Origin of the sequence: Duganella sacchari (genome assembly GCF_900143065.1) — a bacterium.
Classification (GTDB): domain Bacteria; phylum Pseudomonadota; class Gammaproteobacteria; order Burkholderiales; family Burkholderiaceae_D; genus Rugamonas; species Rugamonas sacchari.
The window spans coordinates 11,660-27,053 of record NZ_FRCX01000004.1 but is presented as its reverse complement, the minus strand read 5'-3'; the positions used below and the strand labels follow the sequence as shown (position 1 = coordinate 27,053).

Below are 15,394 nucleotides of genomic sequence, written 5' to 3'. Positions count from 1 at the left end.
AAGCCAGCAACAAACGAAGCGATCTGGGTCCAGTATTCCATTATTTCTTCCCTAAATTTTGTTTGCAGAAAGCAAGTGCCTCTGTAGCATCTTTTATCAAAAAAATACACGTTGGCAACGATGGAGGTTGACCAGGAATTGTTAATTTTTTAGTTCTAATTTAAACATCTATTGCATTCAACAACGGCGGGCCAATGACCAATGCTCCCATGTGAGCCAGATACCACAGAATGTGGGCCAACAAACGATCGTCGCTGCCGCCGACATTGACCATTGCAAATTTGCAATCTAGCATTAAGTTATGTCGATCAATCTACAAACTCTAGGTAACAAGTTGAAAGGCTATCGCGTTCAACTTGCCCAGTCGGCCGCCGATGTCGCTCAGGCGACGGGGATTGGTGGCGAACGCCTATCAGCGTTTGAGACGGGGCAGCTAGAACCCAGTGGTGATGAGATTTTGATTCTTGCAGACCACTTCCGCTGCGACTTCCATTACTTCATCTCGAACGAGCGTGTGGCGCCGTTTGAGGAAACTGAGGTGCTGTATCGCGCAGGGCAAGGTGAATTTACCCCGGCTGATCGCCAAGCTATTCAGGAATTTCTGTACCTGTGCGATACCGAAGCCATGCTTCTGGAAGCTCTGAATCGTTCAAAGTCAAAATTCGATTTATGGAAGCTGACAGCCAGTGAACTCGCGAACCCGAGCGAAGCGGCTAAACGAATTCGCACAGCTCTGGGCTACTCCGATATCGAGCTAATTGCCGATGTTTACCAAGCTTGTCGAGACCTGGGCCTTCATACGTTCCGCCGTAAGCTGGGTAACTCCAGAATCTCCGGCCTGTTCGTCACCCATCCGACTGCGGGCAAGTGTGCACTGGTCAACAGCAGTGAAGACATTTACCGCCAGCGTTTCAGTGCAGCCCACGAAATGGCTCATGCCATCTTCGATGCAGACGAACCTGTTAGTGTCTCGTTGAAAAATGTCCAGAACGAGCGAGAGACGCGAGCCAATAAATTTGCATCGGCCCTCCTGATGCCTCGGTCTTTCTTAGAGCGAATTCCAGATTCAAAAAACTGGACCGATGCGAAGGCTATCGAATGGGCCAATAGGCTGAAGGTGAGCTGCTCCGCTTTGGGCTATGCGTTAAAGACCGCACGACTGATTAACTCCCAGCTCTGCGACCACATCATTTCGCTTAAAGTTCCCAAGGAAATGAAATCGGACCCAGAGCTTCCGGCATCACTGACGCAAGGTGAGCAGAACCGGAAAGCCAACCTGCTTCATCTGGGGCTATCCGACTTCTATGTTCAGCTCTGTTTTGATGGTCTCCGCGAAGGCGTCATCAGTCTTGGTCGGCTGTCAGAAGCACTGCTCTGCACGCCGTCTGAGCTTTCAGAATTGGCCTCACTATACAAGCGGACGATCCATGTTAGCTGATCCTTCTGACTTCCATTTGCATAACGTAACCGATACCTGCTCGGTGTGGAACATCTTGTCGTCTCAAACCCTCTATACTAAGGCACAAGCTGCAGGCTGCTCGTTCTGCATTACAGGCTTTGTAAAGTATGAGCTGCTCGATAAGCCGCGAAAAAAGAACCATGACGCGGACAGGGAATTGAAGGGCCGCTTGCGGCAAGCACATACCGAAGGGAAGTTTTCTGTCTGTGCATGTACCATTGATGACCTTCAAGCGATAAGGTCTCTGCAACTTCGGAAGTCCCTTGGAAAAGGCGAGCTCTCATCCATCGCAATTGCGAAGCGAATCAATCTTGGCTTCCTGTCCGATGATGTAAAGGCATTGAAGCTGTCTAAGAACGAGAATGTCGTCGCGACCCAAGACGTCCCCCATTTGTTATCTTGGCTTATGTTTAGCAAAGGGCTAACGGACGGCGAGGCGAACCATGTCATCTGCGAACACGTGGCATTGAGCGGCTCCTTAAAGCAGCAGCTTCAAAAAGCCAAGGAGCATTCCCAGCAGTGCCTTTTGAATGCTCCGCCACGTTCTAACTAAGCAGAAGGCGGTAGCTGTGCTGCTTCTGCTTCTTGTATGCCGTCGAGCTCAGCCTCAATGTTCGAATTCCTAAACACCTTTCGAATAAGCTGCGTTCGCCTCGGATTGTCATTCTTCTGACAAATCGCCCGGCAGGCCATCAAGAAATTTTGCATCGCTGGTGCAAAATGCTTTTCATAAGTGGCACGGTTCACGTAGAACTCCATGCTCTTAATCATGAAGGTCTGTAGGTCTTTTCCAGATAGCTTGCGAATCTCATCTTCATACTGTTGTAGCGTAGAGTTCCGCATTGCTGTCTCTTCAAGATCGCCCCATCCGCTATTTTTTATGACATCAACGCAGACTTCGAGCAGGGACGGCAGCGGATTTGCTGCCGCTTTCCGGGCCTCAAATTCATCAGCAATTGCGGGATGCAGCTCCCGTCTCAAGATGCCATCAAAATCAAATCGCCCCTTTTGCGTGCTATCTTGTTTGGCTCGGTAATTTGCCAGCCAGTCTTCCAGCATGCGGTCCGCTATTTCCTTGCCATCACCGATGTTGCACAAGCTCTGATGGAGTGCCGTGAGCATATAAGGATCAAGCCACACTACGTTCGGCAAGAGGCTTTGTGCTTCGATCAGCAAATCCTTCTCATCAAGATCAGGATGCCAGAGCTCCTTATCGAAGAAGTCACGGCACTGCTGCTGTGCTGCAAACGCCTCACCTTCGGCCACGTATCGATCAAAAATGGTCTTGATGTTGGCCGTTTCTAACAAGCCCGACTGCAAGAAACTAATGACCTCTGCCTCGTATTCATCGGTCTCGCGAATATTAAGTTCATTGAGGATCACCGCCCATTTTGATTCTAGCTTATCGCGGTCGGTTTCCTCTCGGTTCTCGCTTTTCTTTCGATGCTTCTCCATGAGATACAGCGTGGAATTGAACTGCTGGAGGTAGGTGAAATCAGGGCCGTCTTGCATGCCCTTATAATGAATCGCTCCCAGCAAAACGGTGGATGGGATAATGCGATTCAGCACTTCCTCGTTCAAACTTGGATGACCTGACAGCAATCGATTCACCACCCGAATAATTTTCTGGATGATCCGTATGTTTGTGATTGAGCAGATACGGGCAGCATCTTTGATCGACTTCGAATAGGCCGACGGGTAGTTCTTGATGGCGATCTCAAACGCTTCTTCACGCGTGGTTTCCAATGCCAATTCATGATCGATAGATTTTTCTCGAAGAGTCTCCCACGCCTCCCTATCTTCCAATTCATCGGAGTTCAGAATGAGAAGGAAGCGGGCCTTATGAATCTTCGTGTATTCGTCGATGAAACCCATGATCTGCCGAACATCCAAGTCGCGGTGCTTGCGTTCGATATCATCAATCACAATGAAGGTTTCATTCAGCATCTTCGGTACAGCCATCAATGCAAGCTCATCCAGCGACGGCGAATTCTTTAGGTTGATAAACTTCAACCCTTTCTCTGCAAGCTTCCAGGCATCTAGAACTCGCTGCTTGATCTTGGACTTCCCCTCGGAGTAAGTCATCGCACTTTGCACCAGCTTGATCTTCAACTGCGATATGTCTTTGATGCCGAAGAGAGAGACATACAACGCTTCTCGAACGGCTTCATCAGCGTTAGAGGCTTTAATGGAGTCCCACAAATAGCTCTTGCCCGTTCCCCATTTCCCAGACAAGGCGACGACTCGGTTGGTGTCATCGGCAATCAACTCTTGAAGATTGGTCTTCGTTTTTTCAATCGACATGCAAAATCCCTAGCGTGGTGCACTGCTTCATGTAAATTGTATCGGGCCGTGCCGGTCCTGTTTTTGGACCGGGGCGGAATATCGTTTTTGTGCTCTGATTTTAACGTATCCGCCGCATTATCATGCGTGGATGGCTAGGGCTCGTTACTGATGGCGGGGGAGCGATTTTCGGAGTACAGGAAGGCGATGCGGTAGAGCTCGGCACCTGTGCTGACGCCCAGCTTTTGCTTGATTGTTCGTTTGCTCGATGAGTTGACCCACTCAGTTTGACCCGCCTTCCACTGCCTGGCAACGCTGCCACGCGGTCATATGAACCCTCATACCCCAGTTCTTGCAGGTCTGCATGGATCTGTTTCAAATTGCGGCGCTGCTTACGTGATCTGCCCCAGGTCGCACCGCTTTACTCGAAGAGATACGGAATATCTTAAGGTCGTAGCGCAGCTCCACCCTACTCCATCAGAGCGGCTGCTTTAGAAATATCGTGATCCGTTAACAGCACGTAATAAAGAACATCCCAAACCTCCCCCGAGGTAAGTCAGTCCTCGCAACCAAATTCCATAAGCTATTGATTTCGCAAGGAATCGGCGGCTTTTTCTATGTCGGTCCAGAAAACTCGACAGAAACAGCCGTTGCTTCTTATCCTCACTTAATACAAAAAGCACAAAATTCCTTTCCTTCCTGACACTGCCTGCTATTCTGAAAGTTGATGCAACCAGAACCACAACAGGGAGAAGAAAAATGGGTAAATTGCAGCAGCTCGTCCTCGCCTCGGCATTTGCCACAATGGCACACCTCACTCCGGCCCACGCGGCCGCCCCCAGTTACACATTCGATCAAGCCACTTCCTGCGGCTCCTGGTGCTATCACGATCCCAACCTGACCAAGCTGACGGACGGCGTGGTGGGCAATCGCGGCTGGGCCTACAACGCCGGTACTGAGTGGGATGGCTGGGTAGGCGTCCCCAATGTCAACATCACCTTCCAGTTTGCCCAGGCGATGAATTTCTCTTCGGTGAGCGTGGGCAGCACCCAGGACAGTCTGGGCGATGTGGTCCTGCCTTCGTTCGACCTGTGGGCCTATCAAGGCGGCAACTGGATTTTGAAAGGCACCATCACCAATCCCGCCAGCAGTGCCAACGACAGCAGCCCATATGACTCGGGCCCGCATCCCGTCTTCACTTTCTCCGGTTTGAACGTGACGACCGACCAGTTGCGGATCACCGCCACACCTGGCGTTCAGGGCACGTGGATTTTCGTTGATGAAGTCAGTTTCAATGCGGCGCCGGTGCCGGAGCCCGCTACCTGGGCCATGCTGCTGGCGGGTCTGGGACTGCTGGTTTGGGCGCGCCGTAAAGCGTCTGACGGCAAACCAGTTGCATACCCAAACCGTCACAAAGCTGTCACAATTGGCCTTTTTGGTTAGTCTAGGAGGCACGAGTGAAGGATCCAATACGAGCAGCAGAACCAGCAGCGCAAGACGCTCCAGTCAATCCTTCCCGTCGCCGCATCTTCCAGGCAGCTGGTGCTGCCGGCCTGGCGACGACGCTGCCTGCCATGACGGAGGCAGCGCCGGCCAAGCCCGCAACCAAAGGCTCGCTGGATGAGAAGATCAAAACCAACATCAAGAATGTGGTGGTGATCTATCTTGAGAACCGTAGCTTCAACAACCTGTTCGCCAATTTCCCGGGCACCGCCAGTCCGCTGTCGGCCGCAGCGGCCGCCGCATGTGTGCAACGCGACCGCGATGGCTCGGTACTGCCGTCGCTGCCGAAGGTCTGGGGCGGCATGGTGCCGAACACGCAGAACATCGGCGGCAAAGACTATGTCGTCAAGGAAGACGATATCAAGGGCTTGCCTAACGGCCCGTTCAAACTGGTCGACACCCAGGGCAAGCCGCTGCCGGAAGGCGTCATCACGCGCGACCTGTGGCACCTGTTCTACCAGAACCAGATGCAGATCAACGAAGGCAAGAACGATGGCTTCGCCGCGTGGGGCAACACCGGCGGCATGGTGATGGGCTACTACGGCGAGACCAATAAAAACCTCGGTCTGTGGAAGATCGCCGAGCAGTACACGCTGTGCGATAACTTCTTCATGGCGGCGTTTGGCGGTTCCTATCTGAACCACCAGTTCCTCATCAGCGGCCGCGTGCCCGAATACTTCAACGCCAAGGACACCGCAGCCAAGAAGAAGATCGCGGTGCTGGACGACGGCCCGACCGGCTACCGCCTGTCCGTCACCAAGGAAAGCCCTGCTTCCGCCATGGACGGCCATCCGCATTTCGTCAACAACGGCGCCATCACGCCGGATGGCTACGCGGTCAACACCATGGCGCCACCGTATCAGCCGAGCTATATCCGCCCGGCTTACGATGGCGACCCGCTGCACGCCGATCCTAAAGACGCCGGCACCCTGCCGCCGCAAACCTACGACACCATTGGCGATCTGCTGTCGCGCAAGAAGATCAGCTGGGCGTGGTATGGCGGCGCGTGGCAGGCCGCGCTGGATGCGCGCGGCGGCGGCGAGAAGCCGAACTTCCAGTACCACCACCAGCCGTTCAACTACTTCCAGCAGTTCGCGCCGGGCACCAAGGAGCGTGAAGACCACCTGCGCGATGGCGGCCTGGGTGACAGCCCGATTTCCAACAAGTTCATCGCCGACGCGGTGGCGGGCAAGCTGCCGGCCGTGGCGTTCTACAAACCGCAAGGTAATCTGAACCTGCACGCCGGCTATTCGGACATTGAATCGGGCGACGCCCACATCACCAACGTGATCGAGCACTTGAAGAAGTCCCCGCAGTTCAAGAATATGCTGGTGGTGATTACCTTCGACGAAAACGGCGGCTGGTGGGATCACGTAGCGCCACCGAAAGGCGACCGCTGGGGTCCGGGTTCGCGCATCCCGGCCATCGTCATTTCGCCTTTCGCCAAGAAGGGCCATGTGGACCACAGCTTCTACGACACCACGTCGATCATGCGCTTCATCACCCGCCTGCATGGCCTGCCGCTGCTGGAAGGCCTGAAGACGCGGAACGACGCTTTCGCGGCCCGCCACGCCACGCCGCCAGGCGATCTGACGGGGGCACTCAGCTTCCGTTGAGTTTAGGCTTTGTGTTACACTTCGCGCCTTAAGTAATCGCTAACGGAGCCCGACTGATGCAGCCGGGCTTTTGTTTTTTTCCAGATGAGAGATAAAAAAGATAACGCTACGTTCGACCTGCCCGGCTTTTCTCCCGCCGCGCCGCTCGAACCGGAAGCCAAGCGCCCGCCGCCGCCTCGTGCGCGCCGCGCGGTGCTCAAACAAGAGCAGCTGGAACTGCTGGAGCCGACCGATAACTCCGGTCTGCCTATCTGGGTACGCGACGAAAATCTCGACCTCACCGGTTTGCCGGTATGGAAGCGTGACTAAACCGGCACAGCCGCAGATCACCTTACAAACACTTCCTGCACAGTGGGCCAGGCAACTGTTAGCCTGTTAGACTGTGCCCACATCCTTTTTGAACAGGGTCCGCCACCATGACTTCCACCTCCTTTGACAGCCTGCCGCTGAATCCCGACTTTTTGGCCAACCTCGACTCGCTCGGCTACAAGGAGATGACGACGATCCAGGCGCAAAGCCTGCCGTCGGTGCTGGAAGGCCGCGACCTGATCGCCCAGGCCAAGACCGGCAGCGGCAAGACCGCCGCCTTCGGCATAGGCATCCTGCATAAACTGAATCCTGCCTGGTTTGCCGTGCAGGCACTGGTGCTGTGCCCTACCCGCGAACTGGCCGACCAGGTGGCCGGTGAGCTGCGCCGTCTGGCGCGTTCGACCGGCAACGTCAAGGTGCTGGTGCTGACGGGCGGTTCGCCGATGCGTCCGCAGATCGCTTCGCTGGAACACGGCGCCCACATCATCGTCGGCACGCCGGGCCGCGTGCGCGACCACCTGGGCCGCAACACGCTGGACCTGTCCAAAGTCGGCACGCTGGTGCTGGACGAAGCGGACCGCATGACCGACATGGGCTTCTACGACGAAATCGCCGGCATTGTCAGCGCCTGTCCGAAACGTCGTCAGACCCTGCTGTTCTCGGCCACCTATCCTGACGACATCCGCCGCGCGACCGATGACTTCCTGGTCGATCCGGTGGAAGTGACCGTCGAGGCGCAGCACGACAACAGCCAGATCGAACAGCTGTTCTTTGAGATTGGTTTTGACAACCGCAACGAAGCCGTCGCCCGCCTGCTGGGCCACTACAAGCCGGTATCGGCCATCGCCTTCTGCAACACCAAAGTGCAATGCCGCGAACTGGTGGAAGAGCTGCAGTCGAAAGGCTTCTCTGCACTGGCACTGTACGGTGAACTGGAGCAGCGTGAGCGCGACGAGATCCTGATTCTGTTTGCCAACCGTAGCTGTTCTGTACTGGTGGCTACCGACGTTGCTGCGCGCGGCCTGGACATCCCGAACCTGGAAGCGGTGATCAACGTCGATGTATCGAAAGACACGGAAGTTCACATCCACCGCGTGGGCCGTACCGGCCGTGGCGGCGAGCAAGGCCTGGCATTGTCGCTGTGCGCGCCGAACGAGAAGAAGTGGGTCAAGCTGATCGAGGAATACCAAGGCCAGCCAGTCGACTGGTTCGATCTGGATAGCCTGGACGACAACGACTACGGTGTCGATCCGGCGCCGATGATGACGCTGGTAATCTCGGGCGGCAAGAAAGACAAGCTGCGCCCAGGCGATGTGCTGGGCGCGCTGACCGGCGACGCTGGCCTGAGCAAGGAACAAGTCGGCAAGATCAACGTCACCGAATTCCAGACCTACGTCGCCATCGACCGCCGTGTCGCCTATGACGCGTTTGCGCGCCTGAACAAAGGCAATCCACTGGGCGGTGATTTCGGCGCCATCAAAGGCCGCAACTTCAAGATGCGCTTTATCGACGCCTGATGCAATTTAATGGCGGTGCTGCTCGATATGCGGCAGCAGCACCGTCAGTATGCCCAGCAGCGGCAGGTAGGAACACAGCGTGTAGACGTAAGCGATGCCGTTGACGTCCGCAATATGCCCCATGGCTGCGGCGCCTATGCCGCTCACGCCAAACATCAGACCAAAGAAGATCCCGGCCACCATGCCCACCTTGCCCGGCATGAGTTCCTGCGCAAACACCACGATCGCAGAAAACGCCGACGAGATCACAAAGCCAATCACCACCGTCAGCACGGCCGTCCAGAACAGGTTCACATAAGGCAGCGCCAGCGTGAACGGCGCCGCGCCCAGAATCGAAATCCAGATCACGCGCTTGCGGCCGATACGGTCGCCGATCGGGCCGCCCATAAAGGTGCCGGCCGCCACGGCGGCGAGGAACAGGAACAGATACATCTGCGCGTTCGACACCGACACGCCAAACTTGTCGATGAGGTAGAAGGTGTAGTAGCTGGTCAGGCTGGACATGTAGATGTACTTGGAGAAGACCAGCAGCGCCAGCACCGCCAGCGCGCCGTACACGCGGCCCTTCGACAATGGAGAAGCCACCACCGCAACGGCCTTCTTCGGCTGCGCCAGATGATGGCTGTGCCAGCGGCTCACATACACCAGCACCGCGATTGCCGCCGCCACCAGCAGCGCGAACCAGGCGATATTGCCCTGTCCACGGCCAATGATGATGGCTGCCGCCAGCACCGGCCCCAGCGCCGAACCGGCATTGCCGCCGACCTGGAACAGCGACTGCGCGAAGCCGAAACGGCCGCCGGAAGCGGCACGCGCCACGCGCGAAGCCTCGGGATGGAACGTCGAGGAGCCAACGCCGATCAACGCTGCCGACAGCAGCAGCGACGGGAAGGTCGATGCAAAGGACATCATCAACACGCCAATCAGCGTGGCCACCATCCCCATCGGCAGCAGAAAAGGCATGGGGCGGCGGTCGGTGTACAAACCGATCCAGGGCTGGAGCAGCGACGCGGTACACTGGAAGGTCAAGGTAATCAGACCAACCTGTGTGAAGCTGAGGCCAAACTCCGCCTTCAGCATCGGGTAGATCGAAGGCAGCATGGCCTGCGTGAGGTCGTTCAGCAGGTGCACCAGCGCGACTGCGCCCAGTATCTGCATGACGGTTTCGCCGTGAGGACGGCTGATGGTGTGGGGAGAGGTGGTAGTAGTCATGCGACGAGTGTAATATAGGCTGCAAAACCGGATATTCCAACTATCGTCGAATAAATGCCAAATACAGCCCGCAGCAGCGATCACCGCGACTATCAGCGCGTGCCACGCGTCGTCACCGCCATGGCGCGTGATGAGGAGCACGGCGTCACCGGCACGCCACACAGCCACGAACGCGCGCAGCTGCTGTATGCCACCCAGGGTCTGATGCGCGTGAGGACCGATGCCGGCATGTGGGTATTGCCACCGCGCCGAGCGCTATGGATACCGCCCGGCGTGGTGCACCATTGGACAGCGCTGAGCAAAGTCACCATGCGGACCATCTACATAGCGCCCGATGCCGCCAGGGCCTTTGGTGACCAGTGCCGCGTGATTGAAGTCAGCACCCTGCTGCGCGAGCTGATACTGGCGCTGCTGGACGAGCCGATCGAATACGCCATACCGGGACGCGGCGAATATCTGGCCATGCTGATTCTCTCCGAACTGGCAGCGGCGGAGACGGTACCAATTGCGATTCCATGGCCGCGCGACCGGCGCCTGGTGGCCATCTGCAGCGCCATCATGGACGATCCAGGCAGCAGCCGGAATATTGAACAGTGGGCGGATGAAGTGGGCGCCAGCGCGCGCACGCTGATACGGCTATTCCCCAAGGAGACCGGCCTGCACTACCGCCAGTGGGTGCAGCAGGTCCATCTGGCGGAAGCCTTCAACCGGCTGGCGCACGGCCAGAGCATCGGCGAAATCGCTACGGCGCTTGGCTACGCCAGCCCCAGTGCCTTCAGCGTCATGTTCCGCCGCATTCTGGGCAAAACGCCACAGCACTATCTGACGGAGTGGCGCCAGCCGCTTACGCAGCGTCCAGCGTAAAGCGGAACACCGCGCCCAGCTGCGGCTCTTCCACCAGCGTGATCTTGCTGTGATGGAGCTGCAGGATGCGGTTGACCGTCAACAGTCCAAGACCGCCAACGCGATACTCGCCCTGCAGCGCAATCGGCCGGCGGAACAGGTTCTCGCGCATGGCGGCTGGCACGCCGGGGCCGGTGTCGGCCACGGTCACGGTGACCTTGCCATTCGCCGCTGGCTGCACGGTGATTTCCACCTCGCCGCCGGCTGGCGTGTGGCGGATGGCGTTATCGAATAAATTCGTCAGCACGCGTTCTATCATGCCAAGGTCCGCACGCACCATCGGCGCCGGATGCGGCAGCGTTGCCATCAGGCGCACATGGTGCTCGGCGGCCTTCAGCTCGAATTTCTGAAACACGTCCTGTATCAGGTCGGACAGGGAGAATGGCTCCAGCTCCGGCTGCACCGAGCCATGCTCCAGCCGCGCCAGTTCAAACAGGGCCTGCGCCAGACGGCCTACCTTCTGGCTCTGCGCCAGCGCGATGCCGAGATAGTGCTGGCGGCTGGCCGCGTCCAGCGTCTCATCCTTGAGCGACAGCGTTTCAAGATAGCCGTGCAGGGAACCCAGTGGTGTGCGCAGGTCGTGCGAGATATTCGCCACCACTTCACGCCGGTCGTGATCCAGCTGGCGCATGGTCTTCCATTGCTCATTGATGCGCGAGCCCATGTCGGCAAAGGCCTGATCCAGAATCGCGATTTCGTCGCGCGGACCACCACGCTGCGGCTCCGGCAGCACCAGCTCATCGGCCTTGGTGTCCAGTTGCTGCATGGTGGCGGTCAGGCGGCGCAATGGCCGTGTAATCAGGCGGAAGGCAATCAGGCCGGCGACCAGTACCAGCGACGCCACCACGGCCATTGACCATAGCGTCGTGCGCAGCACCGAGCTGGCCGAAGCGCGCGCCGCCAGCCGGTCGTGCTCCTCGCTCTGCAGGATGACGTAGATGTAGCCGACTTTTTGTTCGCCAGCGCGCAGGACGGCGGCACTGAACACCTTGCGTCCTTGCTCGCTGCGCGGATCGTCGCCCTGTATCGGCAAGGCCTCGTTGTTGAGGAAGCGGCGGATCGCCGCCAGGTCCACGTGGTCGCGTTTCAGATGACCGGCGGGTGCAGCATGGCCGACGATACGGCCATCGTTATCCAGCAAATACACTTCCACACTGGGGTTCACCACCATCAGCTTGCCGAACAGGCGGCGCACCGCTTCCGGGCCGAGTCCTTCGCTGGGTGTGGCGCCCGGCTGCGCTTCGCTGTCGGCCTGCATCAGCTGCGCATCCAGCGCGATGTTACGCGCCAGGCCGCGCGACAAACCCTGCACCACTTCCTTCTCATGCATGATGTTGGCGCGGATTTGCAGCCATGCCGAGGCGCCGCAGCACACCAGCAACAGCAGGGAGAACGCCAGCGACAGCCGCTGCGACAGCGTCAGGTTCATGCCTCCGGTCCCGGCGCGCTGGCGTAGCGGTAACCCTTGCCCCACACAGTCAGGATGCGCACCGGATCAGCGGGATCGGCCTCGATCTTGGCGCGCAGGCGGTTGATGTGCGTGTTGACCGTGTGTTCGTAGCCATCATGCTGATAGCCCCACACCTGGTTCAGCAGATCCAGCCGCGAGAACACTTTCTCGGGATGTTTGATGAAGAAGTACAGCAGATCGAATTCGCGCGGCGTCAGGTCCAGCGCACTACCGTGGACATGGGCCTGTCGGGTCAGCGGATCGACGCGTACGCCGTTGAGCTCCAGCGCCCCGCCCTCGTTGCGCTGGCTGCGTGCCATGGCGTCGGCCCGGCGCAGCAGCGCCTTGACGCGCGCCACCAGTTCCAGCACCGAGAACGGCTTGGGCAGGTAATCATCCGCGCCCAGTTCCAGTCCAAGGATGCGGTGCACCTCGCTGGAGCGCGCACTGGTGATGATGATGGGCGTATAAGTCGTCATGGCGCGCGCCTGGCGGCAGATCTCCAGCCCATCCACGCCGGGCAGCATGATGTCGAGGATCAGCGCATCCCAGCCGCCCGTGCGGACCTGCGCCAGTCCATGGGCGCCATCAGCACAATGGGTGACCTGATACCCTTCATCCTGAAGGTGCATGCGCAGCAGATCTGCGATCGGCATATCGTCTTCGACGATCAAGACACGTTTTGCGGTTTCCATAGCCTGTATTGTGCAGGATTCCGAGGGTGAAAAGTATCACAATTAGTTTAAGTTTACGTGAGGATTTTGTCACCACTGTGGGCGCAGAATGGCTCCATCGTTATTCCACTTACGGAGGACACCATGACATCGAGACGTTCTTTCATCCTGACCAGCGGCGCCGCCCTGCTGGCGGGCATCGCCTACCGCAGTACCACGGCCGCGCCCGCCGCCGCGTGGGAAGTCACCCACACCGATGCCGAATGGCGCACCCTGCTGACGCCAGCCCAGTACGAAGTGCTGCGCAAGCATGGCACCGAGCGGCCGTTCAGCAGCCCGCTGTACAAGGAACACCGGGCCGGCAGGTTCACCTGCGCCGGTTGCCAGAATCCGCTGTTCTCGTCCAAGAACAAGTTCGATAGCGGCACCGGCTGGCCTAGCTTCTGGAAGCCGCTGGACCGTGGCGTTGTCACCAGCCGCACTACTTCGCTCGGCCTGTACGGCGTGGAAGTGGTCTGCCGCCGCTGCGGCGGCCACCTGGGCGATGTGTTTGACGATGGCCCGGAGCCGACCGGCCTGCGCTACTGCATCGATGGCGTGGCGCTGACTTTCACCCCTGGCGAAGCTTGAGAGGAGGACCACACCATGTTACTGATACTGCTCTCCTATCTCGGCGGCGCGCTGACGATCCTCAGCCCTTGCATCCTGCCGGTACTGCCGTTTGTATTTGCCCGCACCGGCCAACCGTTTGTGCGTAGCGGCCTGCCGCTGCTGGCCGGCATGGCGCTGACCTTTGCGCTGGTCGCCACTTTGGCCGCCGTTGGCGGTGGCTGGGTAGTCCAGGCCAATCAGTACGGCCGCTGGGTCGCACTGGTACTGATGGCCTTCTTCGGCCTCACGCTCATGCTGCCGCATCTGGCGGACCGCCTGACCAAACCGCTGGTCGCGCTGGGCGACAAGCTGTCCAACAAGGCTGCCGACAATGAACGCTCTGGCGCCAGCGCTTCTTTCCTGCTGGGCGTGGCCACCGGCCTGCTGTGGGCGCCGTGCGCCGGTCCCGTACTGGGCCTGGTGCTGACCGGCGCGGCGTTGAACGGCGCCAGCGTGGGCACTACTTTGCTGTTGCTGGCCTATGCCGCTGGCGCCGCGACCTCGCTGGCCCTGGCGTTGCTGGTAGGCGGTAAAGTCTTCAGCGCGATGAAGCGTTCGCTGGGTGCTGGCGAGTGGATACGCCGTGGTCTGGGCGTCGCTATGCTGGCTGGCGTCGGCGCCATTGCCACGGGCCTGGACACCGGCATCCTGACGCAAGTATCGACCGTCGCCACGGCAGGCGTTGAGCAAAAACTCATTGATACGCTGGCCCCGCGCAACGAAGCGCCAGCTGGCGGCGCCATGATGTCGCGCACCGCAATGGCTGGTACTGGTACTGGTGCTGGTCCTGCCATGATGGCGCGCCGCGCGATGGCGCCTGCTGCCGAAACGCTGCCGGTGGAAGGCAAACTGCCGTCGCTGAACGGCGCTGTCGAATGGCTCAACACGGCGCCGCTCAGCGCTGAGCAGCTCAAAGGCAAGGTGGTGCTGGTCGACTTCTGGACCTACTCGTGCATCAACTGCCTGCGCAGCCTGCCCTACACCAAGGCCTGGGCCGAAAAGTACCGCGATCAAGGCCTGGTGGTCATCGGCGTGCACGCTCCGGAATTCGCATTTGAGCGCAACGTCGGCAATGTCCGCAAGGCCGTGAAGGAACAAGGCATCAACTTCCCGGTCGCGATCGACAACGACTACGCCATCTGGCGCGCTTTCAACAACCAATACTGGCCGGCGCATTACTTCATCGACGCCAAGGGCCAGATCCGCCACCACCACTTTGGCGAAGGCGACTACGCCCAGTCCGAGCAGGTAATCCAGCAACTGCTGGAAGAAGCGGGCCGCAAGAATGTGACCAACACCGTGGTCAGCGCCGAAGCGGCGCAAGGCATCCAGCAGCAGTCGGACATGGGCCAGGTCGGATCGCCGGAAACCTATCTGGGCTACGACCGCGCCGAGAACTTCGCCTCGCCGGAAAAGCAGGCCGCCAACGCTGCCCGCCAGTACACGGCGCCTGCCAGACCGGCGCTGAACCAGTGGGGCCTGGCAGGCAATTGGCTGTCACAAGCGGAGCAGGTCACGCTGAACCAGGGCACGGGCAGCATCGTCTACCGCTTCCACGCCCGTGATCTGCACCTGGTGCTCGGCCCCACCAAAGATGGCAAACCGGTACGCTTCCGCGTCACCATCGATGGCGTCGCGCCAGGTAAAAACCACGGCACGGATGTGCAAGCCGATGGCAGCGGCGTGATTAACAGCCAGCGTCTGTACCAGCTGGTGCGCCAGTCGGGCGATGTGGCCGACCGTACCTTCAGCATTGAATTCCTCGATCCCGGCGTACAAGCCTACGCCTTCACCTTCGGTTAATCAGGAGCGGCATT

General features: G+C 58.7%; 13 protein-coding genes. 9 read left to right on the top strand and 4 right to left on the bottom strand.

Annotation, left to right across the window (positions count from 1 at the left end):
• The first annotated feature begins 301 nt into the window (after positions 1-301).
• Together BUA36_RS09130 and BUA36_RS09125 are read left to right on the top strand one after the other, a co-directional pair.
• Positions 302-1,438, top strand: coding sequence for a helix-turn-helix domain-containing protein (locus BUA36_RS09130; RefSeq protein ID WP_084560076.1), 1,137 nt, complete (start codon positions 302-304; stop codon positions 1,436-1,438).
• Positions 1,428-2,012, top strand: a complete 585-nt coding sequence (locus tag BUA36_RS09125) for a hypothetical protein (protein ID WP_072783747.1) — start codon at positions 1,428-1,430, stop codon at positions 2,010-2,012. Before BUA36_RS09130 ends, BUA36_RS09125 begins: the two co-directional genes overlap by 11 nt.
• On the opposite strand, the gene BUA36_RS09120 is transcribed toward BUA36_RS09125, so the two are convergent.
• Positions 2,009-3,763 carry a hypothetical protein gene (locus BUA36_RS09120; protein ID WP_072783744.1) on the bottom strand — a complete coding sequence of 585 codons (1,755 nt, stop codon included), beginning with the start codon at positions 3,761-3,763 and terminating at the stop codon, positions 2,009-2,011. The two genes, BUA36_RS09125 and BUA36_RS09120, sit on opposite strands and share 4 nt — an antisense overlap.
• A gap of 738 nt (positions 3,764-4,501) precedes the next feature.
• Between BUA36_RS09120 and BUA36_RS09110 the strand changes: the two genes are divergently transcribed.
• The 4 genes from BUA36_RS09110 (at position 4,502) to dbpA (ending at position 8,687) form a co-directional block, all read left to right on the top strand.
• The gene (locus BUA36_RS09110; RefSeq protein WP_072783742.1) at positions 4,502-5,185 is read left to right on the top strand and encodes a PEP-CTERM sorting domain-containing protein; all 684 of its coding nucleotides are present in this window, start codon (positions 4,502-4,504) and stop codon (positions 5,183-5,185) included.
• 14 nt (positions 5,186-5,199) lie between these two features.
• Complete coding sequence (locus tag BUA36_RS09105) at positions 5,200-6,861, top strand: acid phosphatase (protein WP_072783740.1); 1,662 nt, start codon at positions 5,200-5,202, stop codon at positions 6,859-6,861.
• A gap of 84 nt (positions 6,862-6,945) precedes the next feature.
• Positions 6,946-7,170 (top strand): hypothetical protein, encoded by a 225-nt coding sequence (locus BUA36_RS09100; RefSeq protein ID WP_072783738.1) that lies wholly within the window; start codon positions 6,946-6,948, stop codon positions 7,168-7,170.
• Between the two features lie 107 nt (positions 7,171-7,277).
• Positions 7,278-8,687, top strand: a complete 1,410-nt coding sequence (gene dbpA / locus BUA36_RS09095; RefSeq protein WP_072783735.1) for an ATP-dependent RNA helicase DbpA — start codon at positions 7,278-7,280, stop codon at positions 8,685-8,687.
• Between the two features lie 6 nt (positions 8,688-8,693).
• On the opposite strand, the gene BUA36_RS09090 is transcribed toward dbpA, so the two are convergent.
• On the bottom strand, positions 8,694-9,845 hold the full coding sequence (locus BUA36_RS09090) for an MFS transporter (RefSeq protein WP_208861878.1): 1,152 nt from the start codon (positions 9,843-9,845) through the stop codon (positions 8,694-8,696).
• Between the two features lie 108 nt (positions 9,846-9,953).
• On the opposite strand from BUA36_RS09090, the gene BUA36_RS09085 reads away from it, so the two are divergent.
• A complete protein-coding gene (locus tag BUA36_RS09085) occupies positions 9,954-10,763 on the top strand; it encodes an AraC family transcriptional regulator (RefSeq protein ID WP_072783731.1) in 810 nt (269 codons plus the stop codon).
• On the opposite strand, the gene BUA36_RS09080 is transcribed toward BUA36_RS09085, so the two are convergent.
• Positions 10,744-12,231: a HAMP domain-containing sensor histidine kinase gene (locus BUA36_RS09080; RefSeq protein ID WP_072783728.1), complete on the bottom strand. Its 1,488-nt coding sequence runs from the start codon at positions 12,229-12,231 to the stop codon at positions 10,744-10,746. The genes BUA36_RS09085 and BUA36_RS09080 overlap by 20 nt on opposite strands.
• On the bottom strand, positions 12,228-12,947 hold the full coding sequence (locus BUA36_RS09075) for a response regulator transcription factor (RefSeq protein WP_072783725.1): 720 nt from the start codon (positions 12,945-12,947) through the stop codon (positions 12,228-12,230). The genes BUA36_RS09080 and BUA36_RS09075 overlap by 4 nt, the downstream gene beginning before the upstream one ends.
• Before the next feature lie 123 nt (positions 12,948-13,070).
• Here BUA36_RS09075 and msrB point away from each other — a divergent pair, with 123 nt between their 5' ends.
• Complete coding sequence (msrB, locus tag BUA36_RS09070) at positions 13,071-13,556, top strand: peptide-methionine (R)-S-oxide reductase MsrB (protein ID WP_072783723.1); 486 nt, start codon at positions 13,071-13,073, stop codon at positions 13,554-13,556.
• 15 nt (positions 13,557-13,571) lie between these two features.
• A complete protein-coding gene (locus BUA36_RS09065) occupies positions 13,572-15,380 on the top strand; it encodes a cytochrome c biogenesis protein DipZ (protein WP_072783721.1) in 1,809 nt (602 codons plus the stop codon).
• The last annotated feature ends 14 nt before the right edge of the window (positions 15,381-15,394 follow it).

Bases quoted from the DNA above. Each gene is read 5' to 3' on its own strand.
- BUA36_RS09130 (WP_084560076.1), top strand. From the start codon at position 302: ATGTCGATCAATCTACAAACTCTAGGTAACAAGTTGAAAGGCTATCGC.
- BUA36_RS09125 (WP_072783747.1), top strand. From the start codon at position 1,428: ATGTTAGCTGATCCTTCTGACTTCCATTTGCATAACGTAACCGATACC.
- BUA36_RS09120 (WP_072783744.1), bottom strand. From the start codon at position 3,763: ATGTCGATTGAAAAAACGAAGACCAATCTTCAAGAGTTGATTGCCGAT.
- BUA36_RS09110 (WP_072783742.1), top strand. From the start codon at position 4,502: ATGGGTAAATTGCAGCAGCTCGTCCTCGCCTCGGCATTTGCCACAATG.
- BUA36_RS09100 (WP_072783738.1), top strand. From the start codon at position 6,946: ATGAGAGATAAAAAAGATAACGCTACGTTCGACCTGCCCGGCTTTTCT.
- dbpA (WP_072783735.1), top strand. From the start codon at position 7,278: ATGACTTCCACCTCCTTTGACAGCCTGCCGCTGAATCCCGACTTTTTG.
- BUA36_RS09090 (WP_208861878.1), bottom strand. From the start codon at position 9,845: ATGCAGATACTGGGCGCAGTCGCGCTGGTGCACCTGCTGAACGACCTC.
- BUA36_RS09085 (WP_072783731.1), top strand. From the start codon at position 9,954: ATGCCAAATACAGCCCGCAGCAGCGATCACCGCGACTATCAGCGCGTG.
- BUA36_RS09080 (WP_072783728.1), bottom strand. From the start codon at position 12,231: ATGAACCTGACGCTGTCGCAGCGGCTGTCGCTGGCGTTCTCCCTGCTG.
- BUA36_RS09075 (WP_072783725.1), bottom strand. From the start codon at position 12,947: ATGGAAACCGCAAAACGTGTCTTGATCGTCGAAGACGATATGCCGATC.
- msrB (WP_072783723.1), top strand. From the start codon at position 13,071: ATGACATCGAGACGTTCTTTCATCCTGACCAGCGGCGCCGCCCTGCTG.
- BUA36_RS09065 (WP_072783721.1), top strand. From the start codon at position 13,572: ATGTTACTGATACTGCTCTCCTATCTCGGCGGCGCGCTGACGATCCTC.